This is a genomic window from Limnospira fusiformis SAG 85.79 (genome assembly GCF_012516315.1).
Classification (GTDB): Bacteria; Cyanobacteriota; Cyanobacteriia; order Cyanobacteriales; family Microcoleaceae; genus Limnospira; species Limnospira fusiformis.
The window spans coordinates 2,512,062-2,535,147 of sequence record NZ_CP051185.1 but is presented as its reverse complement, the minus strand read 5'-3'; the positions used below and the strand labels follow the sequence as shown (position 1 = coordinate 2,535,147).

General features: G+C 47.1%; 21 protein-coding genes. 9 read left to right on the top strand and 12 right to left on the bottom strand.

Annotated elements, in window-relative coordinates; translation table 11 throughout:
- Positions 1-22: 22 nt before the first annotated feature.
- From HFV01_RS12060 to HFV01_RS12050, 3 genes are all read right to left on the bottom strand, one after another.
- On the bottom strand, positions 23-1,420 hold the full coding sequence (locus HFV01_RS12060; protein WP_035759544.1) for a GTP-binding protein: 1,398 nt from the start codon (positions 1,418-1,420) through the stop codon (positions 23-25).
- Between the two features lie 109 nt (positions 1,421-1,529).
- On the bottom strand, positions 1,530-1,811 hold the full coding sequence (gene rbp, locus HFV01_RS12055) for an RNA-binding regulator (protein ID WP_006670338.1): 282 nt from the start codon (positions 1,809-1,811) through the stop codon (positions 1,530-1,532).
- Between the two features lie 218 nt (positions 1,812-2,029).
- Positions 2,030-3,322, bottom strand: coding sequence for a Sll1247 family protein (locus tag HFV01_RS12050; RefSeq protein WP_006625384.1), 1,293 nt, complete (start codon positions 3,320-3,322; stop codon positions 2,030-2,032).
- Between the two features lie 198 nt (positions 3,323-3,520).
- On the opposite strand from HFV01_RS12050, the gene HFV01_RS12045 reads away from it, so the two are divergent.
- The gene (locus HFV01_RS12045) at positions 3,521-4,927 is read left to right on the top strand and encodes a UDP-N-acetylmuramoyl-tripeptide--D-alanyl-D-alanine ligase (RefSeq protein WP_006625383.1); all 1,407 of its coding nucleotides are present in this window, start codon (positions 3,521-3,523) and stop codon (positions 4,925-4,927) included.
- Positions 4,928-5,003: 76 nt separating this feature from the next.
- Here the strand turns inward: HFV01_RS12045 and HFV01_RS12040 are convergent, their stop codons facing one another.
- Positions 5,004-5,390: a hypothetical protein gene (locus tag HFV01_RS12040; protein WP_193521125.1), complete on the bottom strand. Its 387-nt coding sequence runs from the start codon at positions 5,388-5,390 to the stop codon at positions 5,004-5,006.
- 7 nt (positions 5,391-5,397) lie between these two features.
- Between HFV01_RS12040 and HFV01_RS12035 the strand changes: the two genes are divergently transcribed.
- The 3 genes from HFV01_RS12035 to HFV01_RS12025 all read left to right on the top strand — a co-directional run bounded on the left by HFV01_RS12035 (position 5,398) and on the right by HFV01_RS12025 (position 6,403).
- Positions 5,398-5,670 (top strand): hypothetical protein, encoded by a 273-nt coding sequence (locus HFV01_RS12035; protein WP_231296376.1) that lies wholly within the window; start codon positions 5,398-5,400, stop codon positions 5,668-5,670.
- The gene (locus tag HFV01_RS12030; protein WP_318286247.1) at positions 5,621-6,115 is read left to right on the top strand and encodes a type II toxin-antitoxin system VapC family toxin; all 495 of its coding nucleotides are present in this window, start codon (positions 5,621-5,623) and stop codon (positions 6,113-6,115) included. The genes HFV01_RS12035 and HFV01_RS12030 overlap by 50 nt, the downstream gene beginning before the upstream one ends.
- A gap of 120 nt (positions 6,116-6,235) precedes the next feature.
- Positions 6,236-6,403: a hypothetical protein gene (locus HFV01_RS12025; protein ID WP_193521124.1), complete on the top strand. Its 168-nt coding sequence runs from the start codon at positions 6,236-6,238 to the stop codon at positions 6,401-6,403.
- 267 nt (positions 6,404-6,670) lie between these two features.
- Here the strand turns inward: HFV01_RS12025 and HFV01_RS12020 are convergent, their stop codons facing one another.
- From HFV01_RS12020 to HFV01_RS12005, 4 genes are all read right to left on the bottom strand, one after another.
- The gene (locus tag HFV01_RS12020) at positions 6,671-7,408 is read right to left on the bottom strand and encodes an ABC transporter ATP-binding protein (RefSeq protein ID WP_193521123.1); all 738 of its coding nucleotides are present in this window, start codon (positions 7,406-7,408) and stop codon (positions 6,671-6,673) included.
- Positions 7,408-7,836, bottom strand: a complete 429-nt coding sequence (locus tag HFV01_RS12015; protein WP_006625378.1) for an EVE domain-containing protein — start codon at positions 7,834-7,836, stop codon at positions 7,408-7,410. The genes HFV01_RS12020 and HFV01_RS12015 overlap by 1 nt, the downstream gene beginning before the upstream one ends.
- A gap of 108 nt (positions 7,837-7,944) precedes the next feature.
- A complete protein-coding gene (locus HFV01_RS12010; RefSeq protein WP_006670329.1) occupies positions 7,945-8,505 on the bottom strand; it encodes a hypothetical protein in 561 nt (186 codons plus the stop codon).
- 1,828 nt (positions 8,506-10,333) lie between these two features.
- Positions 10,334-10,717 (bottom strand): DUF1830 domain-containing protein, encoded by a 384-nt coding sequence (locus tag HFV01_RS12005; protein WP_008051205.1) that lies wholly within the window; start codon positions 10,715-10,717, stop codon positions 10,334-10,336.
- Positions 10,718-10,978: 261 nt separating this feature from the next.
- Between HFV01_RS12005 and HFV01_RS12000 the strand changes: the two genes are divergently transcribed.
- From HFV01_RS12000 to mrdA, 5 genes are all read left to right on the top strand, one after another.
- The gene (locus tag HFV01_RS12000; protein WP_006625374.1) at positions 10,979-12,559 is read left to right on the top strand and encodes a photosystem II high light acclimation radical SAM protein; all 1,581 of its coding nucleotides are present in this window, start codon (positions 10,979-10,981) and stop codon (positions 12,557-12,559) included.
- Positions 12,560-12,639: 80 nt separating this feature from the next.
- Positions 12,640-13,002 carry a VOC family protein gene (locus HFV01_RS11995; protein ID WP_006625373.1) on the top strand — a complete coding sequence of 121 codons (363 nt, stop codon included), beginning with the start codon at positions 12,640-12,642 and terminating at the stop codon, positions 13,000-13,002.
- A gap of 63 nt (positions 13,003-13,065) precedes the next feature.
- The gene (gene rodA / locus HFV01_RS11990) at positions 13,066-14,322 is read left to right on the top strand and encodes a rod shape-determining protein RodA (RefSeq protein ID WP_006670328.1); all 1,257 of its coding nucleotides are present in this window, start codon (positions 13,066-13,068) and stop codon (positions 14,320-14,322) included.
- Positions 14,323-14,445: 123 nt separating this feature from the next.
- Entirely contained in the window at positions 14,446-15,183 is a 738-nt protein-coding gene (locus HFV01_RS11985) for a DUF502 domain-containing protein (RefSeq protein ID WP_006625371.1), read from the top strand.
- Positions 15,184-15,274: 91 nt separating this feature from the next.
- A complete protein-coding gene (gene mrdA, locus HFV01_RS11980; RefSeq protein ID WP_193521122.1) occupies positions 15,275-17,068 on the top strand; it encodes a penicillin-binding protein 2 in 1,794 nt (597 codons plus the stop codon).
- On the opposite strand, the gene HFV01_RS11975 is transcribed toward mrdA, so the two are convergent.
- From HFV01_RS11975 to HFV01_RS11960, 4 genes are all read right to left on the bottom strand, one after another.
- Positions 17,052-17,522 carry a hypothetical protein gene (locus HFV01_RS11975; protein ID WP_193521121.1) on the bottom strand — a complete coding sequence of 157 codons (471 nt, stop codon included), beginning with the start codon at positions 17,520-17,522 and terminating at the stop codon, positions 17,052-17,054. The two genes, mrdA and HFV01_RS11975, sit on opposite strands and share 17 nt — an antisense overlap.
- Complete coding sequence (locus HFV01_RS11970) at positions 17,523-19,043, bottom strand: hypothetical protein (RefSeq protein ID WP_193521120.1); 1,521 nt, start codon at positions 19,041-19,043, stop codon at positions 17,523-17,525. It abuts the gene before it with no gap.
- On the bottom strand, positions 19,025-19,450 hold the full coding sequence (locus tag HFV01_RS11965) for a hypothetical protein (protein ID WP_193521119.1): 426 nt from the start codon (positions 19,448-19,450) through the stop codon (positions 19,025-19,027). The genes HFV01_RS11970 and HFV01_RS11965 overlap by 19 nt, the downstream gene beginning before the upstream one ends.
- Before the next feature lie 76 nt (positions 19,451-19,526).
- On the bottom strand, positions 19,527-23,066 hold the full coding sequence (locus HFV01_RS11960; protein WP_193521118.1) for a CHAT domain-containing protein: 3,540 nt from the start codon (positions 23,064-23,066) through the stop codon (positions 19,527-19,529).
- Between the last annotated feature and the right edge of the window lie 20 nt (positions 23,067-23,086).

The window sequence follows — 23,086 nt, the reverse complement described above, 5'->3', positions numbered from 1 at the left end:
ATGGAGAATACCTGCGCTACGGCTAATTTGATGCCTCCAACCCTAATTTTATCCATAGTTCGTTCTTAATACGGCCCAAAATAGAGGCTTGATCCAATGATAACAGAATCCGCCTCACTACTGCTTTAGGCTTATCGTCTCCCCAGGAAGCACCGTTAGCGAGATAGGTAGTTGTGACCTGACCAATACCATAAGTAGAGGCCCCCGCCACCGCCGCCTGAGTCACAGCAACAGACAAATAGGGAGCGAGGGTTGCGCCCCCGGTAGCAGGCGCTGTAACTCCCAGCAAACCTTTAAGGGAACTCAGGCCCAAATTAGTAATCAACTCACTGGCTCCAATACCGCCCATGCTGAGGGCAATTTTCTGGAGTAAATCTAAAGCTCCCCGTTGGGTCATAGGGATGCCGTAGAGCTTGGATAAGGTTAAAATCAGGGTGATATCAATAGCCACCCCACTAAGCAAATCAATAGCGGTGAGGGGATTAATAGCGATCGCCACTGCCTTAGTAATGGTAGCATTCCAGATCACACTACGGGCTTGATCGGCGCGAATTTCGAGTTTGCGCTGCACCACCTGCTCATTAACATCTTCCGCATAGAGCATAGTATTAAGGGCGATTAAAGATTTACCCTCCCGGTGTAAGATATCGAGAATCTTTAATTTGAGGTCATTAATTTGAGGCTCCCCTCGGTTCAATTGAGTTTGAAAACTACCATCAGGGCGGCGCACCGCCGAAGCCACCAAGGGAGAAGCGGCTACCATGACAATTTCATCAGGAGAGAGTAATTCCCGCACTCTCTCATCCCTAATTTTTTCATAAATAGCTTGGCGATCGCCAGGGGGATATTGATCAATCTTATTAAATACCAAAAGCATTGGTTTTCCGGCATCTCGGAGCCAGGAGAGGGCTTGATATTCCACCTGGGTGATATCGCCGGCAATCACAAATAATAATAAGTCAGCTTTTTCCGCCACCTGACGCGCCATTTGTTCGCGGGTCTGACCGTCAACCTCATCAATACCGGGTGTATCAATAAGTTCCACCTGAGAGATACGATAAGACATTGCGCCGGTAGGGTTTTCTCCTTCCACCTGCCAGGGTTTAGCCTCTGTAGTGCGAGTAATACCATGGGTGGGACCCGTAGCAAATACTGTTTGACCCAATAAGGCATTCAAAATCGAAGATTTACCACGCCCCACCATACCAAAAACAGCAATTTGTATAGAGGTATGCTCTAGTTTATCAAGCATCTGTTGTAAACCACTGAGATCAGATTCGAGTCCCTGACGTTCTGAGGAGGTCAAGTCGAGATTTTTCACCAAGTCCCGCAGGACATCTTGAGCATGACGCAGGTTTAACTCAGCCTCAATATCAGCAAAAGTCGAAATAGTATTGTCTAGTTCTTGATCTATGCTCATCGGAAACAATGGGTAGAGAAACCCAGGGTTGACAACAGTTGAGGGATAAAGTAAACGGGTTCTGCTAACTCCGCAAAACCCGTCTCTCTATTATTGTGGCTTATCTTTACTAATAATCCCGCTTAAAACCTCCGCGCTGTTTATTGTTTTCTCTCGGTCTGGCTTTATTGACTTTTAGAGAACGACCCATCCATTCCGCCCCGTCGAGGGCCTCTATGGCTTTAGTTTCCTCATCTTCGTTAACCATTTCCACAAAGCCAAAGCCCCTTGATCGCCCAGTTTCTCGGTCTGTAGGGATCATTGACCGTTTAACTGTTCCGTATTGAGCAAAAACTTCGCTTAAATCATCTGGGGTAACGTCATAGGACAAGTTACCGACGTATATCGACATGGAATGACTCCAACATTAACACGCTTGACATAACTCAGTTTCGGAGCAATACCTGCCGACACAGAATAGGCAGAATCTGTAAGTAGATCTGTAACCGTTTGGGAAGTACAGAACCGAAGCTGACTCACGCCGACAATTCTATCACAAAATTTCTGATCGACAACAATGATTTTGATCACTATGCGATCGCCTTTTCTTCCCCCTGTTCTTTGGTTTCCCTAGCGAATAAAGGACAGGTCAACTTTGCCAAAATTGGTAGTCAAAGCCACATTCAAGTTTTCCAGAACCTTCACCAGCCACTGTAGCCCTTGGGTAGAGGATGATTCATAATGGTTGAATAGCACTGCGAACCGTTTTTCTAGGGAAGGCTTCACCTGACGACACAGCAGCACAATTTTCAGTAACAAGCTGACCATAAGGGTCGGACCAATATTGGCAATCAGATCGATAAATACAAAATGCTGAGGTTTTTGGGGGCTTTCCACCACCAGGTAGTTTAACAGTTGAGAGCAGGTTCTTAACATTAAGAACTCACTAAAAGGTTGATCATCACTTTGGGGGATAGTATTTTGTAACTGCTTATACAGTTTTTCGTAAAATTGTCTGTTCAGGTAACTTGACTTAAAAGAGTTATCACGGAGGTATTCATATAAATCGGATTTAAACTCCCTAAAGGTTTGGTTATAATTGCTATGGGAGATCAAACTATGGGCTAGGTCTCGATAGGTATTTGACCCTTGAACTTTACCGACAAATTGTTGCAGAGCCAAAAATAGCTCCTTGTCGCTCAGGAGTGTCGGGTTAGTCGCAGCCATGGTGGCGGTAGTGGTCTGTTCTTGTCCTTTAGCAGAGCGCGCGTTTTGTCTGATTTGATACAAGGCATATTTAGACAATTCCAGTTCAAATTTTTTCTGTTTCTGTAGCTTAATTGTCTGAATCATTTGTTGATGTTCGTAGGGACTATCATCGCTAATTAGACAATATCGGTATAAGTATGGATAACGGGGAATTAGGGTTCTCAGGGGTTGAGTCTCAATTAAATTGGGGCTAGACTGTAATGGCTCGCACAAAACCTCAGCAAACCGTTTCATAGTTTGATACTGGGGGCTGGTTCGGAAGTTGTTAACTAAATAAGATAGTTGCTGAATGTATCGGGACTTGATAGCAGAAGGCGCAGCAGAAACGGACTTTTGGCTATCAAAGAGATGAACTAAGCGATAAATAGCTGCTCGGCGTTCTGGGTTGGTGTGCCATCTGTTGCTCAGAATGTAGCAACATCGGTTGATGATAAAATTAAAGTCACCCTCAATGTGTTTCGCCCGTAACAACTTCCGCATCACTTGCGCTATGTGATGATCGGGGTAGCCTGTTCCTTGAATAAAAAGCAACCGAAAGCGCTCAACCAGGATATCTGTACTTTCGGTTTCCACCTGCTCTAGCCAGTGATTATATAGTTGCTGTTCTTCGGGGGATATCGGTCGATTATGACGATCGCCTGCTATATTATTCATTGAACTCAGGGTTATATAGTTGCTATGGCAAACTTAGACTGCACGACCAAGTTGATAATTGGGGATAATAGGAATCCACAGATTATCATGACTTTCGGGCTAAATGCAACCATGGTAATCTTGACTATAACCTCTGGGTGATTGCCAAAATTATCTTTGGTTACTTATTCCTATTGATGCGAGTAGATGCGATAAATTATGTCTGAGCTGTTTACCCTGACCCAACTGTTGCAGATTTTAACAGTAAATGGGGAAGTATCCTGTGATGTGTCTAATAACTTTCCTGTGATTGGTATCACAACTGATACTCGTACCCTCCAACGGGGAGAGGTATTTGTGGCATTGCAGGGCGATCGCTTTGATGGACATGATTTTGTCGTGGCGGCGATCGCTAAAGGGGCCCTTTGTGCGGTGGTTAATCGGGAATTTGCTGTCTCTCACCCGGAATTTCCCTTAATTCCAGTGGCTGATACTTTACGCGCTTATCAGACCCTCGCACGCAGTTGGCGCGATCGCTTTTCTATTCCTATAATTGGCGTGACGGGTTCCGTGGGAAAAACTACTACTAAAGAACTCATTTCCGCTGTACTTTCTCATCATGGTAAGGTTCACAAAACCTTCGGGAATTACAACAACGAAATAGGAGTCCCGAAAACTCTCCTAGAATTGCGCTCGGATCATGATTTTGCTGTCATTGAAATGGCTATGCGCGGACCGGGAGAAATTGCTGACTTGACTCGCATAGCCCGTCCTACGGTGGGGGTAATTGTCAATGTGGGAACTGCTCATATCGGCCGTTTGGGTTCGGAAGATGCGATCGCTCGTGCTAAGTGTGAATTGCTGGCGGAAATGCCGGATACATCAATCGCTGTGCTTAATCATGATAACCGCCGCCTCATGTCAACCGCGACTCAAGTTTGGTCGGGAACAACTATTACCTATGGTTTGGAAGGGGGGATTTTACAGGGGGAATTATTAGGACATGAAACTATCCGCGTGGCAGGTATAGAGTTGCCTTTACCTTTACCGGGTTCCCATAATGCCTCTAATTTTTTGGCGGCTTTGGCTGTGCTTAGGGCGATCGCTGGTTGGGAAACTTCCGCCGAAGAACTTTATGCACCCCTCAGCACCGGCTTATCCCTACAAATGCCACAGGGACGGGCTAAACGTTACCACCTGGCTCAGGATATTCTGTTGTTAGATGAAACTTATAATGCGGGTTTAGAATCAACTTTGGCGGCGTTAAAATTGTTGGCGGAAACTCCCGGTAATCGTCATATCGCAGTGTTGGGTACTATGAAGGAGTTGGGTGAGCGATCGCTTGAATTTCATCAGCAAGTTGGGGCGGAAACTCAAAGGCTCAATTTAGATGGTTTATTTATTTTGGCTGATTTGGCTGAGGCTCAAGCTATGGCTGAGGGCGCTATGGTAATCGATTTTATTGATATTCAAGACCTCGGTTCCCCCCAAGCTCATCAACTGATGATTGACAAGGTTCTCGCATTCCTTAAACCGGGCGATCGCGTTCTGTTTAAAGCCTCTAATTCTGTCGGAATGAACCGCGTTGTAGAAGGGGTGCGATCGCAATTAATCATCAACCATTGAAGATTACCCTAGACAGCCCTCCCAGTCCCCTTTTCGCCCTTTCGGTTCCCCTGCTATGCACAAAATGTCGCTTTTGTCAAGAGGGGTCAAAAAAGGCGATCGCCTCTCTCCGAAAAACTCGTGCATCGTGATTTTTTATTTGTGCTGGGAGAATAACTTTTCGCGCGACCGAATGCGGGTTGTAGCCGATATTTTGGCGAGTAGACATAGTAACCCCTTGGGTGCGATTTATTTGATGGTAGCACAACCCCCATAATCTCGTCAACTTTTTGACACCTATTCGCGATAAAATCGTAACAATTCTTAATAATCTTTGGAAGATTAAATTTATCTGGCGGGATGAATTAGCATAAGTTATGTAATTAGCAGACCAGCGGAGACAGAGATGAGTCAAAATAACTACGGAGGCGCGATCGCTATGATGGGATTGATGGTTCCCACCTGTCTGGAGAACTGCTACCATAATAACTGTGGTAATTTTCGACATTTCCCAACCCGCGATGAACCCTAAAGTCATTGATGTAAGCGACCTCACGCCTCAACAAATTACAGCGATCGAAGAAATTGTGGCGGCGTTCAGATTGGTAGCCCGACAAAAGGACGCATTCTCCTCCCATTTAATTCACCCCCAAGATATCCCCAGAGGAGAATTGCCAGAAATAGAACGAGAATTTGATTGGTTGGTAGCCGATATTGGCGCAAAAGACGCGATCGCCAGAAGTGATATCTATGGTATCAACTGAGCAAACTAAACGATATTTAGATACTAATATTTTGGTCTATTCAATTGATTTGAGTCGGGAGAATAGACCAAAACATCGGGCGGCTTTGGAAATTCTCAGACCTGGTAGGTTAGAAATCCTCTGTTTGTCTTCTCAGGTAGTTGCCGAGTTTTATTCTGTTGTAACGGGTTCTAAATCTGTAGCCCATCCCCTAACCCCTCAAGAGACAATTTCGCGAATCGAAAGATTTATGCAAATGCCGAATATCGAATTTCTGTCCATGTCAGATGAAGTATTCCAGCAATGGTTGGAATTGCTCAAAATACACCCCGTCAGCGGGGCGAGAGTATTTGACTTGATGCACCTCGCGATTATGCAATGCCATCAAGTCGAAAGTATTTATACATTTAATGCAGATGATTTTAATTGGCAGACTGAAATCAAAGTCATCATACCCAGTGCTTAAATATGATAAATTCCGGCGGCTTTTAACTGTTTCGCCCGACTGGATAGTTCAGCCTGAGAAGTTTTCTAAAACACTCTGGGGGGGAAAGCTCAACCCGAAGGTACGCGCTAGAGTGAAGGGGTGAACAGGGCGATCGCAATTAATCATCAACCATTGAAGATTACCCTAGACAGCCCTCCCAGTCCCCTTTTCGCCCTTTCGGTTCCCCTGCTATGCACAAAATGTCGCTTTTGTCAAGAGGGGTCAAAAAAGGCGATCGCCTCTCCACCCAAAACTCGTGCATCGTGATTTTTTATTTGTGCTGGGAGAATAACTTTTCGCGCGACGGAATAGGGGTTTTAGCCGATATTTTGGCGAGTAGACATAGTAACCCCTTGGGTGCGATTTATTTGATGATAGCACAACCCCCATAATCTCGTCAACTTTTTGACACCTATTCGCGATAAAATCGTAATAATTCTTAATAATCTTGAGAAGATTAAATTTATCTGGCGGGATGAATTAGCAAAAGTTATGGAATAGCCGACCAGACATCTTTGGGGGGATAATTGTTGATTAGAGATTATCCCACTCTTGAGAAACTGCGGTTTTTTGAGATTGTAAAACCTCAGTAAATTCAGCCCAATTGACTTGTTCTACTGGCAGGTCATCAACTAACTCTCCCTGGTGAAGATACCAAACCCTAGTGGCGAACTGACGCGCAAAATCAGGGTTATGAGTAGCGACGATCGCCATATTTTCCCCCTGGTAAAAATCCGTTAAAATTTGTGCCAAACACTGTTGCTGTTGTGGGTTAAGGTTAGCCGTCGGTTCATCTAATAACAGGATATCCGGTTGAATAACTAAACCCCTAGTCAGAGATATCCATTGTTGCTGTCGGCTGGAAAGTTGCACCTCAGTTAGGGCTAGAATATCGGGGGGAATGGCTAACCTTTCCACCCAGAGATTAACCCGTGTGGTCAGTTCATCTTCGGACATTTTTCGCAACCGTAAGGGATAAGCGATCGCTTCCGAAACCCTCATCCCCAAAAGTCTGGGTTCTGGTAAAACCAAGGTGATTTTTTGGCGTAACCAAACGGGGTCAATATTTTGATAATTACTCTCCCGGAAATACAGGCAACCACTACAGGGAGAGATTAGCCGATTAATTAATCGCAGCAACAGACTTTTCCCCGACCCAGCAACTCCCATTAAAGCAATGCGATCGCCTGGTTGAACACAGGCAGAAATATCGAGCAACAGAGGTTTGAGGATAATTGGAGATTTGACAGAGACCTGCTGAAGTTTTAACATCAATTCCCACGGGTTAACTCATGGACTCGCCGCCACTGTTCATCTGTGACCTTAAAATTGGTACTGTTGGGGGCGCGAATCACCAACAGGGTTTGGAGGATGGGATCTTGTTTACAGTCAGACCGCAGTAGGGGGTTATCTAATAGCTTGGTAGTGAATTTGATTTGCGCGCAGGGTTTATAACCTAAGCGAGTTTGATCAATCCAGTAGTTGCGATCGGGAACTTCTTGGAGAGGCTCTGCGGGTGCGATTACTTCCGCAATTGCATATACTCCGGCGGCGGTTCCGGCTTTCCAAATTAATACACCATCCCCCACGCTGATATCTTTACGGTAGCGGGTGACTAACCAGGGCATTTCCTGGAAATCACGGATACCATCAAGCACCCGATAATATTTGGGATTACCTTGGAATAGCCAGTATGCCATTAAATGCCACTCTCTCTCTGTTCATTCAACACTCCCACCCGACAATATTGCCATGGGGGATGATCTGATCATACATCTGATCAGCGTTGGGGAAGGTGAGAATTTAACCTAAGCGTTAAAGACGTTGGCAATTGTCCAAATATCGACTAGGATTAACAGGAGGGTACAACAGAACAGAATTAAATACATCCAGGGCTGAGATAAAGGTCGCACGTCAGTAGTATCAATTCCGGTTTGTTGTTGCGCGATCGCCACTAACTTCGCAAAGCCAGCAATTCGCATGGGTAGCAAATAACCTTCCCCGGACTCACTCACGAAATAATAAACTAATCCCCCTTGTCCGGTGGTCCTCGGACGTAGCGATCGCACCTCTGACCAACTTAAACACCAACCCCGCCGCCAAAACACTCGCACCCACCTCGGATAGGTGACTTCAATAGTGCGATCGTTCACCACTACTCGCTCACTCAGCGCCCCGTAGACAGCCACACCCCCTAAAACAATACCCCCCCACAACACCTGGGGAGAAATAGGTGTATCGGCGACGATAGCCAGGAATGGTAGCGGAATCATCAACGCACCATACAAACTTAGCAAGGTTATTCGCACAATTGGGGAAATACGAAAAACCACATTTTCTGATAATGCTATCTCTTCGACATCCATCATTTTTTTAATACCCAATCAGCCAGCAGACATTTATATGGTGCATCAATTTTTCCTACTCTGGTGCGTTGAAATACAGCCCTCACCCCAAACCCCTCTCCCAATACGGGAGAGGGGCTTTGAAAAGTACCTCATCCGTCCGGGAACTGCTATACTCTGGTGGTGATTCCGATTATCTGCCGATGATGGGGATTATCTGGTGCGTTGAAATACAGCCCTCACCCCAAACCCCTCTCCCAATACGGGAGAGGGGCTTTGAAAAGTACCTCATCCGTCCGGGAACTGCTATACTCTGGTGGTGATTACGATTATCTGCCGATGATGGGGATTATCTGGTGCGTTGAAATACAGCCCTCACCCCAAACCCCTCTCCCAATACGGGAGAGGGGCTTTGAAAAGTACCTCATCCGTCCGGGAACTGCTATACTCTGGTGGTGATTCCGATTATCTGCCGATGATGGGGATTATCTGGTGCGTTGAAATACAGCCCTCACCCCAAACCCCTCTCCCAATACGGGAGAGGGGCTTTGAAAAGTACCTCATCCGTCCGGGAACTGCTATACTCTGGTGGTGATTCCGATTATCTGCCGATGATGGGGATTATCTGGTGCGTTGAAATACAGCCCTCACCCCAAACCCCTCTCCCAATACGGGAGAGGGGCTTTGAAAAGTACCTCATCCGTCCGGGAACTGCTATACTCTGGTGGTGATTACGATTATCTGCCGATGATGGGGATTATCTGGTGCGTTGAAATACAGCCCTCACCCCAAACCCCTCTCCCAATACGGGAGAGGGGCTTTGAAAAGTACCTCATCCGTCCGGGAACTGCTATACTCTGGTGGTGATTACGATTATCTGCCAATGATGGGGATTATCTGGTGCGTTGAAATACAGCCCTCACCCCAAACCCCTCTCCCAATACGGGAGAGGGGCTTTGAAAAGTACCTCATCCGTCCGGGAACTGCTATACTCTGGTGGTGATTCCGATTATCTGCCGATGATGGGGATTATCTGGTGCGTTGAAATACAGCCCTCACCCCAAACCCCTCTCCCAATACGGGAGAGGGGCTTTGAAAAGTACCTCATCCGTCCGGGAACTGCTATACTCTGGTGGTGATTCCGATTATCTGCCGATGATGGGGATTATCTGGTGCGTTGAAATACAGCCCTCACCCCAAACCCCTCTCCCAATACGGGAGAGGGGCTTTGAAAAGTACCTCATCCGTCCGGGAACTGCTATACTCTGGTGGTGATTACGATTATCTGCCGATGATGGGGATTATCTGGTGCGTTGAAATACAGCCCTCACCCCAAACCCCTCTCCCAATACGGGAGAGGGGCTTTGAAAAGTACCTCATCCGTCCGGGAACTGCTATACTCTGGTGGTGATTACGATTATCTGCCGATGATGGGGATTATCTGGTGCGTTGAAATACAGCCCTCACCCCAAACCCCTCTCCCAATACGGGAGAGGGGCTTTGAAAAGTACCTCATCCGTCCGGGAACTGCTATACTCTGGTCATGATTCCGATTATCTGCCGATGATGGGGATTATCTGGTGCGTTGAAATACAGCCCTCACCCCAAACCCCTCTCCCAATACGGGAGAGGGGCTTTGAAAAGTACCTCATCCGTCCGGGAACTGCTATACTCTGGTGGTGATTCCGATTATCTGCCGATGATGGGGATTATCTGGTGCGTTGAAATACAGCCCTCACCCCAAACCCCTCTCCCAATACGGGAGAGGGGCTTTGAAAAGTACCTCATCCGTCCGGGAACTGCTATACTCTGGTGGTGATTACGATTATCTCGGTCTGACGCACTCTAGGGGTTAATCAACAGAACTCAAAGCCGGAGTTGTCAAAACTGAGGGCTTTCCTTCAGAACTGCGACCTGTGATCCGTTCGTGGTAAGCTAGGGCAGCGGCACTGGGGTGGACTTCATCAATAGGTGGGAGTTCTTGGTCAATTTGCAGACGATCGCAGGGAATCTTATCGGATAGAATGGCACTAGCCATTTTTCCTGTGTGAATCTCTAACAGGGCTTCTGGTATAGCTTCAAACACCAAACGCTGACCGGGAAATACCACCCGTTCAAAATACCAATTTGGGACATTGCTAATTCTGGCAATCTGAATATTGCTAGTAGCGTTAACGTAGCAGCAGAGAACTCGGCCAGGACTGTTATAGGGTAGGGGATCAAGAATTTGAGCCATGTTAAGGAGTATTGCAATATGAGTTTTGTATACAGCCAAACTAACATTTTGCGATCGCTATTGGCTGTAATCGCGACTACCAATCGATAATGATTTTTGCCTGTAACCTACCGACTATCATATATTCGACGATCCCCCCATCTGGCTCAAGTTAAGCGATCGCAGCCCATTAACCCGCCCTCGCCATTGATTGTAAGATGAAAACAGCCAGCTATATTGTTAAGTTATATTAATAAGCAACCCATTCACTCATTTAAAATCATGGACCAAAAAATCCTATACGTTCGCCTCCCCTGCAACCCCATCTTCCCCATAGGGGTAGTTTACCTAGCAGACCATGTACATAAGCTATTTGGTTCTGTAGAGCAGCGAATCTTTGACCTAGGGACTGTTCCCCCCCTAGACTATAGTTTAGCCCTCAATAACTGCATTGACGAGTTCCAGCCGACACTGTTAGTATTTTCGTGGCGGGATATCCAAATTTATGCTCCCGTGGGCGGACGGGGCGGAAATCCTTTGCAAAATGCCTTTGAGTTTTACTATGCCAAAAACCCCCTAGTTAAGTTGCGGGGTGCTTTCGGAGGATTACGGTTAGCAGTATCCTACTATAACGAACTGTGGCGTAATACCAGTTTAGTGCGGCAGGGACTCAACCGAGCCAGACGCTATCAACCCCAAGCACGCGCGGTAGTAGGTGGCGGCGCGGTGAGTGTGTTTTATGAACAATTAGGGGAGAGTCTCCCTGATGGCACAATTATTTCCGTAGGGGAAGGGGAGGCGTTATTAGAAAAATTATTGAGGGGTGAAGACTTCAGTAATGAACGCTGTTATGTGGTCGGACAAACTCAACCACGCGATCGCATGATTCATGAAAAACCGACTAATATTGAGAAAACCGCCTGTAACTATGATTATATTAGCCAAGTTTGGCCGGAGTTTGACTACTATTTTCAGGATGGGGATTTTTATATCGGTGTTCAGACTAAGCGTGGTTGTCCCCACAACTGCTGTTATTGTGTCTATACCGTAATTGAAGGTAAACAGGTGCGGATTAATCCCGCTGATGAAGTAGTCGCAGAAATGCAGCAACTTTACCATCGTGGAATCCGTAACTTTTGGTTTACCGATGCTCAATTTATCCCCGCCCGTCGATTTATTGATGATGCCGTAGAACTGCTACAAAAAATCCTTGATGCTGGCATGAATGATATAAATTGGGCGGCGTATATTCGGGCGGATAACCTCACCCCCCAATTGTGTGAACTGATGGTTAAAACCGGAATGAATTACTTTGAAATCGGTATCACCAGCGGTTCCCAGGAATTGGTCAGAAAAATGCGGATGGGCTATAATCTGCGTGTAGTATTAGAAAACTGCCGAGATTTAAAAGCAGCCGGATTTAATGATTTGGTGTCTGTTAACTATTCGTTTAATGTGATTGATGAAACCTTTGACACTATCCGTCAGACCATTGCTTATCATCGGGAATTGGAGGCGATTTTTGGGGCGGATAAGGTGGAACCTGCCATCTTTTTTATTGGCTTACAACCCCACACCCATTTAGAAGAATATGCCTTTAACAACGGTATACTCGATCGCAATTATAATCCCATGAGTTTGATGCCTTGGACAGCCCGGAAACTTCTATGGAACCCGGAACCCTTGGGGTCTTTCTTTGGGGAGGTCTGTTTAGAAGCCTGGAAACGGAACCCTAATGATTTTGGACGGGGAGTGATGGATATCCTAGAAGAACGTCTGGGGAAATCATCCCTAGAAGAGGCTTTGAGTGCGCCTGTCCAAAGCGATCGCCCTGCTGACAAACAACTGGTCAAGGCAGGTTAAAATCATTCACAGTGTCGGAGAGTGGGCGATTTTGCCCACTTTCTTCGTAGAATAGCAACCATAAACCCTAATTTCTGATTATGCAACTCAAACGCTTAGGCCATGTAGCCATCTGTGTCCAAGATATTCAGACCGCCGCCAGTTTTTACCAAAATTTGGGTATGGAATTAGTATGGCAAGATAGCGATTGGGCTTATTTGAAGGCGGGAGATGATGGACTTGCCTTGCTGGGTCCAGGTTACAACCAAGCCAGATCCCATTTTGGGTTTGTGTTTAGCGATCGCACGGAAATAGAAACAGCCTATCAGCAATTACAACAACAAGGGGCAGAAATTACCCCCATTCACGAACACCGAGACGGTACCGCCTCCTTTTACGGTCGCGACCCGGACGGTAACGCCTTTGAGTATCTCTATGAACCCATCAAAAAAGGTGATAATTGAGTGATTTAATCATCCCTGTTTCCGTGGGTAGGTTAAGAGTTAAACAGTTCAGCCAAAAATTATATGTTTTTCAGAGCCAGATTAAAAAGCTATAGGCGATCGCCCCTAGCAGCTTGGGCAGAAGTAGACTGGTTATTATTAGTCGCCTGTGTCGCCCTCACCGGATTAGGCGGCATCATGATCCGTAGTGTAGAAGTTACCCAAGGACTGACAGACTGGTGGCAACACTGGATCACCGGAGGTGTAGGGTTAATCCTGGCGATGATAATTGCCAAGAGTAACTACCAAACACTAATCAATTGGAAATGGATAGTTTATATTATCGTTAACCTCTCCCTGATTGCCGTTCAATTAATCGGAACCACAGCCCTAGGAGCCCAACGCTGGATTAATATTGGTGGTTTTCACGTCCAGCCCTCCGAATTTGCCAAGGTGGGGATAATTATTGTTTTGGCAGCACTTCTGCACGAGGTCAAGATACCCAGCATTCCAGACACCATCAAAATGCTGATTATCGCGGCTGTTCCCTGGGGGTTAGTATTAATTGAACCCAACCTAGGAACCTCCCTAGTCTTTGGTATGATTACCCTGGGAATGTTGTATTGGGGCAATGTCCATCCCGGTTGGTTAATCCTGTTATTGTCCCCGATTATATCAGCTATTTTAACAACAGTCTATCAACCTGCTGGCATCATTTGGGCTGTAGCCATGGGGTTTGTAGGCTGGTGGAGTTTACCTTGGCGGTATGTGACCGGACCTCTCGCCTTGGGTATGAATTTGGGGGCCGGAAAATTAGGAGATATTTTCTGGGGGTTTCTGCAAGATTATCAAAAGCAGCGACTGATTGGCTTTTTAAACCCAGAGCAAGACCCCCTAGGAGCAGGATATCACTTAATTCAATCTCGCATTGCCATTGGTTCGGGACAGTTATATGGCCGAGGTTTGTATCAGGGAACCCAAACTCAGCTAGATTTTATTCCCGAACAGCATACCGACTTCATCTTTTCTGCCATTGGGGAAGAATTGGGGTTTATCGGTTGTATTATTGTTTTGGCAGTGTTCTGGATAATTTGCCTGCGATTGGTGATTATTGCCCAAACTGCTAAGGATAGTTTTGGTTCCTTAATTGCGATCGGGGTATTGTCAATGTTGATGTTCCAAGTATTTGTAAATATTGGCATGAATATTGGACTAGCACCAGTTACAGGCATCCCTTTACCATTTCTCAGCTATGGGCGATCGGCACTCCTAAGTAATTTTCTAGCCATGGGATTAGTAGAATCTGTTGCTAACCACCGACAGCGAAAACGCATTTTCTAGGCTTACCAATTCCTGGGGGGTTCTTTGTCGGGTTCAGTCAGCCAGTCCCCCTAACCCCTTTGGCGTAAGCAGTCGCCATTTTCACAAACCCATCATTTTAGTCAACAGGAGAGTGAACGCCTCGTGTTCCAAAACCTCAAACATGATTTAAAAAATGATTTGATTGCCGGGTTGCTGGTGGTAATTCCCCTGGCGACTACTATCTGGCTTAGTATTACCGTGGCTACAGCGGTGATTAAATTTCTGACCCGCATTCCTAAACAAGTTAACCCTTTTGATGGCCTCAATCCCATTCTGGTCAATCTACTTAATATTTTGGTGGGGTTAGCTGTTCCATTAATGGGTATTCTGTTCATTGGTCTGATGGCTAGAAATATCGCTGGTCAGTGGTTACTTAACCTCAGTGAACAGATTTTACAAGGCATTCCCTTGGCGGGGTCAGTTTACAAAACCCTCAAACAACTTCTGGAAACTCTCCTCAGAGACTCAAATGATAAGTTTCGGCGGGTGGTTCTGATAGAATATCCTCGGCGGGGAGTTTGGACTCTGGCTTTCGTCACCGGATCAGCAGATGCAACCATTCAATCTCACCTGTCGGAAGATATGATTGGTGTTTTTGTGCCGACTACTCCTAACCCTACCAGTGGCTGGTATGCTATTGTTCCCCGCCATGAAGCGATCGACTTATCCCTATCGGTAGAAGAAGCATTTAAAATTATCGTCTCCGGTGGTATTGTTAATGCTTCCACTTCTCTAAAGCCTAGCGCTAGTCCTCCTGTGGAAACTCCCCTAGACCCTATTATCTCTAAGAAAAATGCGGAACAACCTGTCACCCTGGAAGAACAACAATTTGCTCCTTAGGTTTACACGACGGAATAATCAGCCTATAGATTTTCCGGATTCATGACACCACTTTTGAAAAATAAAAGGTAGGTCATTGGATAGGATAACTATGGCTGGTGAATCTCCGTTTACCCCTCACAATCAATATACTTCTGATAAACCGCAGCGGCATCAGTCTTACCGTGGCCGTCTGCATCGTGGTATTATCCTGCTGTTATTGATTACTGCCGGGTTTTGTTTGTACACTGTTCAACTCGCTAATTTACAATTGATTCAAGGAGCTATCAATTGGGACAGAGCGGAAAATAACCGACTTCGCCTAGTTCCTATTCCGGCAAAACGAGGCGAAATTTTCGATCGCCATAATCAAAGACTCACCCGCAGTCGTTTGGCGCGATCAGTTTATATTTGGCCTAGGGAACAGTCACCCCAACAGTGGCAGGAAATTGCTACCCAACTGGGTCCGATTCTTGATATCACTCCACAAGAAATTATTAATCTTATCGAAAATAAGGGCTATAATTCCCATCTTTTTGTGCTAATTAAACAGGATATTACCCCAGGAATGTTTATTGCTCTCGCCGAACGTTCTGAGTATTTTAAAGGGGTAGAAGTTCGCGGGGAGTCTCAACGTTATTATCCACACAATCATCTGGCTTCCCATATTTTAGGATATATTGGCGCTGCTAGTTTACAGGAATTAAAGGCTAATCCTCAATACCCTATGGGAATGCTAACGGGGAAAATGGGGATAGAACGTATAGCTAACTCTTCCCTTGAGGGAGTGTGGGGAAATCGATTAATTGAGGTCAATTCTCGGGGAGAGGAAATTCAAGAACTAGGTATTCAACAACCAAAACCCGGTCAGCCGCTTCAGTTAACTTTAGATTTGGAACTACAAAAAACCGCCGAAACTGCTTTAGGCGATCGCTCTGGTGCTGTAGTAGTATTAGATGTGAAAACTGGCGCGATTTTGGCTATGGTTAGTCATCCTAGCTTTAATCCTAATATATTCTCTGGTCCGATGACTGCACAACAATGGGAACAATTACAAAGCCGCGAAAATCCTATGTTAAATAGGGCTGTACAGGGCTACCCCTCTGGTAGTACATTTAAAATTGTTACGGCGATCGCCGGTATAGAATCGGGTAAATTTTCCCCTAATTCAACTGTACCCACTGCGGGGGCTATTACCATTGGCGGCGTGAGTTTTCATGAGCATAGTAATAGTGGTTATGGTACTATTGGATTTAGAAAGGCACTTGCTGTTAGTAGTAATACCTTTTTTTATCAGGTGGGAATGGCGGCGGGACCTCATCAAATTGCTAAATGGGGGAAAGAATTAGGGATTGGTGGTAGTATTAATTTGGATTTATTGGGACTTGATGGCGCTAATCATGGTCAAATCCCTACCCCAGAACAAAAACAAGCATGGTATGGTGAGCCTTGGTATGTGGCGGATACTGTCACTATGGCGATCGGTCAGGGGTTGGTTTTAGCTACTCCCTTGGAATTGGCGGTTATGACCAGTACCGTCGCTAATGGCGGCTATCGAGTACAACCTCACCTCTTGGCTTCCCAAACTAATACCGATGAAACTAAACCTATTAAAACTTCCATTTCGGCGGGTAGTTTAAATGTGGTCCGACAGGGATTAATTGATACTGTCAAGGAGGGAACTGCTAGAATTTTGAATGATGGTTCTATTCCTTTAACCGGAGGGAAAACTGGAACCGTAGAAATTCCCGGACACCCCAACAATTCTATGTATGTGGCTTTTGGACCTGCGGATCAACCAGAAATTGCGATCGCAGTTTTGGTCGAAAGAGGTGGTTATGGTTCTGTGTCCGCCGCACCTATTGCTAAGGCGGTTTTTCAGACCTATTTCAATGGGAGAAAATAGCATCAGCAGCGATCGCTCCTATTTGACCCCCACCAGACACCGAGAAACCCGGTTTCTTTAGAGTTTCTTTCCCCCCACCAGACACCGAGAAACCCGGTTTCTTAGGTAAAATCTTGATTGAGAAACAGAGAGACTGGTAGAAACCGGGTTTCTTTAGAGTTTCTTTCCCCCCACCAGACACCGAGAAACCCGGTTTCTTAGGTAAAATCTTGATTGAGAAACAGAGAGACTGGTAGAAACCGGGTTTCTTTAGAGTTTCTTTCCCCCCACCAGACACCGAGAAACCCGGTTTCTTAGGTAAAATCTTGATTGAGAAACAGAGAGACTGGTAGAAACCGGGTTTCTTTAGGGTTTCTTTCCCCCCACCAGACACCGAGAAACCCGGTTTCTTAGGTAAAATCTTGATTGAGAAACAGAGAGACTGGTAGAAACCGGGTTTCTTTCCCCCCACCACCTAACGAAAAGGAAACCCTTTCCGACGACTCAACCAGATGAGAAATTTAGTCCCACTCCACCCCACAATAGCACCCGCAACACTGGCGAAAAGAGCGATCGCAAAAGGATGGGAAATTCCCCCGCCATTTTCTGGTAGGGGAAAAATCCTCGGTTCCTCAAACATTAACCCCGAAGTAGAGGCGATAATGGCTCCCGTCCCAATGGCTACACCCCAAGCCTGAATTTCGTCTTGGAGTTTTTGGTTTTGTTGTTCTCGGGTGCGATCGCGTTGGGTTTGTTCAATCTCCACTATACCACGAATTGAGGCGATCGCTTTATCCGCTAAACTTGACCCCTCCACAAAGTAGTTGAGTTCGTCACTAATGCGGGTTTGGAAATAGGGAGAAGTGCGATCGCTAAACTCCCTGAAAACATCCATTTCCTGCTGTTGTAAATCATAACCCTTCTTTCTCAGCCTGTCAAAAATATCCGTCAATGTTACCTGATAGTTTTTCGTATTGATGCTAATCGTATTGCGACAATGCTTATAGTTTCGCAACAGTCGCGCATATTCCAAATCTAACGCCGCCAATTCCTTTAACACCTTTTTCAGGTCTTCCAGTTGCCTCTCAGTCAACGCTAGACGGGTTTCATTTTGGGTTAATTCTTGCTTAAAAGACTTGACTTTATGCTCTAACTGTGTATAGGCGATGTAGGTTTTGCGGTACAGTGTCCGCGTTTCCCGGTAGGCGGAAAGCACCTTATTTCGATAGTAAAATAGATTGATAAATTGGCGATAAGCATCCACCAACTTACCACTGGCTAAATCGTCCCGAAACAGGAAGATGATGATATGGGGTTGCACCTGCGCTTCCCCCTCTAAATTCCCGTCAACAACTTGACCGCCAAACTCAAAAAACGGGCTACCAAACAACTCCCCCATTTTGTGCAAAGGTGGACGTTTAACCTTACGGGAAGGCATTACCTGCGCCAAGCAACTGTGCGCTAAATCTGCCAAATCTTCCGGCTTTTTTGTGCGTTCATTTACTGGCAAAAATGCCGTTAATAGCAATGTTTGTTCCAGAGAGCTTTGGATGAAATCTGGCAGAAAAACCAGGCTTTCTGTGTTTAAATTGCGCCAAAACGAAATATCGACCTCTGGGGTTTTGTTGCCATTTTCCGATTCTGGGCGACATAAATTAACCGTTAAGCTATAACTATCATTCAGTCGGTGGGTGTAGATATTCCCCGTTATTTTTAAGTCGGAATTAGGCAGAGTTCCCGTGAGGTGGAGACGGTTCTTAGGATTCAGGTTAACTTCCAAGCCGACGGGTTCTGGGGAGTTGTCTGGGTAGCCGTGAATGTCGAGGCGTTCGGTAAAACCCAGCGTCTCTAAAATATCATCTCCCCTTTCCCATAACTGTTTCGGGTGCGGCGCAAGGGAATCCGTTTCCCCCGTCAATCCCCGCCACAGATGAAACGCGAAAAGGTGCAAATTGGGAGCATAAACCGTGTGGGGAATTATTTTTTTTGAATCCATTGGATCAAACTTTCCCGAACATAGATAAACAAGGAGATTTGGGAGGAATTGGGAGCCGGAGTAATAATCACCCTGGTTTCCGTTTCTTCGATGATTTGGAAGTTGGGAATTGTGTATTGTATTTCACCGGGAGAATCTTCTTCGAGTTCGTCGGCTTCCTTGCGGGTTTTGTTGGCTTCCTTGCGGGTTCTTTGTCGTCGCGCTTTTTCCAAGTGATTTTGGGCTTGCGGAAATCGTGCCATCCAGTCTATAATCAGATCTGATGCCTGATTGATATCGGCTTCAGATAGATTCTGCAAGTTGGCTGCCAATTCCTTAGCGGGTTCCAAAGCATCTGGCGGTAGGATTGGCGGTTCAGCTTCCAGAAGTTCGGCGAACATCAGCAGAGTTTCGGTTGAGTCTTTCATGGTTGTCTGGTTGGGAATAGATTATTGGGTCCTGCAATTCATTATTAATTATTAATTATTAATTATTAATTATTGACTAAACTCCGATCGCACAAAATGCCCCCCAATGGATAGGATGTTGATAGGGTCGGTAATCCGCGCGTTTAAGACCTAACCCCAAGTTATCTCGGAGTTTCGCCTTGGGATAAGGGTTTCCCGCCGAGTCCTGCTCATTCAGCCACGCCGTTAACTCCTGCTTCGTGACTGCTCTCATCCACTCTTGAGCCTGTTTCAAGGCTAACGCCACCGAGGGCTGGGTCTGCATTTCCTCATACAATTTTACCATCAAAATCGCCGTCGAGACATCATTCACCGCCCAAAGACTGCAAATCACATTCGCCGCCCCCGCATACAGAAACCCTAGCCCCAAACTGATATACTCTTCCAAGTTGGGGGAAAAGTCTGTTAACCCCGTTTCACAAGCCGAGAGAATCACTAGGCGACAGGCGGGTAAATATAGTTCAAACAATTCTCCCAGGGTGTAACATTTGCTTAGGTCAATCTGCGTGCCTTTGCGCCAAGGGAGAAAACGAGTCTCGGTGGGTTCAGAGGGGGGGGTTTCCTCGCAGAGGGTTTGCCCTTCTGTGTCACTGACCGAGATTTTCGCCCCGGCTAAGACGAGGGGAGAGAGGAGGGGACTGTTGAAATTGAACGCCCCATGTCCGGCAAAATGGAGATAGTCCGCCTCTTGGAATGCTTGGCGGTGGGGGTTTTCCTTCAGGCTGGTTTTGCTGGCTTGCTGGCGAGTGAGACGGCTGGCGTTGGTGGAGAAGTTGGCTAAAATGGCTTCAACCTCTAAGTCCGCATAGTCTAGGTCTTCCGTGGGATTTTGGATAGCAAAGAGGCGCTGGCGGTTGCTGGTTTGGCGTTGGTGGCGTTGGGAGACTTCCAGGAATTGACAACTGGGGCTATAGGTGACTCCCAGGGGAAATCTATCGGCGAGATATTCGGGTTCATCGTCATCCCCCAGGGGTAAGGCGTGGAGGGGGAATAAATGCAACTCGCGATAGGGGACGACAATTAGGCGGCGGTAGGTGGGGGGAATTTGGGGGAGGAGTTGGGGTAATTCCAGGATATCCCGCAGACGGCGCAGGAAGTGGTCGAGATTGGTTTCCCAGTCGTCGGAGTGGTGGCGTTGATAGGTTTGGAGATAGGTTTCGCGCAACTCCTGTAATTGCTCCAGGTTTTCTGGGGGGGAAAGATGCACGGAAATTTCCCCGGTTTCGCCCCTGACGATAAAGGTATAAATTCCTTGGGGGCTGAGATACCATTGCATCAACAGGGTATCTTTATCCAATAACGCCTGAATTTTCGAGAATTGGATGGGTTGGACTCGTTGGGTGAGGCTGAAGTTGGGGTCGTAGGTGTTGATGGTTTCCAGGAGTTTGGTTAAGTCCTGTTGCGCCTGTTCGTACTCTTGACGCAGGCTCTTCATAACTTCCGGGGTGAAGCTGGCGGCACTGCTGCCCCGTTGTCCCAGTCCGCCGATGTCCTGATTATCGGGGTTGGTGGGGGTTTCGAGGGTTTCGAGGAGTCGCTGTTTGGCGGTGACTTCCCGACGCAGCTTGTCGAGTTGTTGCAGGATTTCTGGGGGAATGTCGCCTTTGGGGTAAAGGTCGCGGTTGCTGAGGAGTTCAATCAGGTTGCGGGATTTGCTGCGTTCGACGCTGGCTAAGGCTTTCCCGATATCGCCGCCATTGATGCAGGCTTGCACGAGTTGGGGATAGAGGTCTAGGGCGGCTTCTCGGCGTTTTTGTTTCTCGCTGTAGGAGTCGGTGAAAGTGCAACGGGTTTCGACGGCTTCGATCGCAGCCTCATAGCCATAGATGGCGGTTTCCCAGTCTTCAATCTCAAAGGCAGCATCGCCTAATCTGCGACCGAGTTTCAAGGCTTCTAGGGGGAATTGCTCTGGGGGACAAATGGTTAACCCTTCTTTCCAGGCGGCGATCGCTTCAGGAATTCGGTTAAAGTGTTGATAGACAAGGGCGAGAACATTGTAACTGGTAGCCATCCCGGCGCGATCGCCCAATTCGGTCATCACTTCCAAATATTGCTGATACAGACGCTCCGCCTCGTCCCAGTTGCCCCGATTTCGCTGGATATCTCCCAACTGTCCCCAAGAGGTTGCCATCCCGGCGCGATCGCCCAATTCGGTTTCAATTGCCAAACATTGCTGATACAGACGCTCCGCCTCCTCCCAGTTGCCCCGATTTCGCTGGATATCTCCCAACACTCCCCAAGAGGATGCCATCCCTTTGCGATCGCCCAATTCGGTCATCACTTCCAAATATTGCTGATACAGACGCTCCGCCTCCTCCCAGTTGCCCCGCTTGCGCTGGATATCTCCCAACTGTCCCCAAGAGGTAGCCATCCCAGCGCGATCGCCCAATTCGGTACTCAATGCCAAATATTGCTGATACAGACGCTCCGCCTCCTCCCAGTTGCCCCGATTTCGCTGGATATCTCCCAACAGTCCCCAAGAGGTTGCCATCCCTTTGCGATCGCCCAATTCGGTTCTCAATGCCAAAGATTGCTGATACAGACGCTCGGCCTCCTCCCAGTTGCCCCGAATGTTCTGGATATATCCCAACACTCCCCAAGAGGTTGCCATCCCTTTGCGATCGCCCAATTCGGTCATCACTTCCAAATATTGCTGATACAGACGCTCCGCCTCCTCCCAGTTGCCCCGCTTGCGCTGGATATCTCCCAACTGTCCCCAAGAGGTTGCCATCCCTTTGCGATCGCCCAATTCGGTTCTCAATGCCAAAGATTGCTGATACAGACGCTCCGCCTCCTCCCAGTTGCCCCGATTTCGCTGGATATCTCCCAAACTTCCCCAAGTGGTTGCCATCCCGGAGCGATCGCCCAATTCGGTTTCAATTGCCAAACATTGCTGATACAGACGCTCCGCCTCGTCCCAGTTGCCCCGCTTGCGCTGGATATCTCCCAACACTCCCCAAGAGGATGCCATCCCTTTGCGATCGCCCAATTCGGTTCTCAATGCCAAACATTGCTGATACAGACGCTCCGCCTCGTCCCAGTTGCCCCGATTTCGCTGGATATCTCCCAACACTCCCCAAGAGGTTGCTATCCCTTGGCGATCGCCCAATTCGGTACTCAATGCCAAACATTGCTGAACCAGACGCTCCGCCTCGTCCCAGTTGCCGCGATCTCGATCAATACGACCCAACCATACCCAAGAGGATGCAATACCCGCCTTATCCCCGATTTCCTCATACAAGGCGAGAGACTGTTGCAAAGATTCCCAGGCTTGGGGATATTCAGAATGTTGATACTGTTGAAATCCTTGATCCAACAGAGCATCTGCTGTCAGTTTAGTTTCTAGCCGAGGCAACTCATAGTTAACCGCTTCGATTGTATCGGCAAAATCCCGCAACCAGCCTACATTCCCCCGCCCCTGTTGCGCCCTCTTTTCGGCTTCGTCGCGCATCACCTGCACTAATCCCTCATCCACCAGTTCCCGGTGCTTCCTCAATATCGCCGCTTCCTCCCCCATGTCACAGGCGAGGAGTTTTTGAATCAGGGAGAGATAGGCTTGCACTCGTCGTTCATCCATGACCACGCACCGGATAGGGA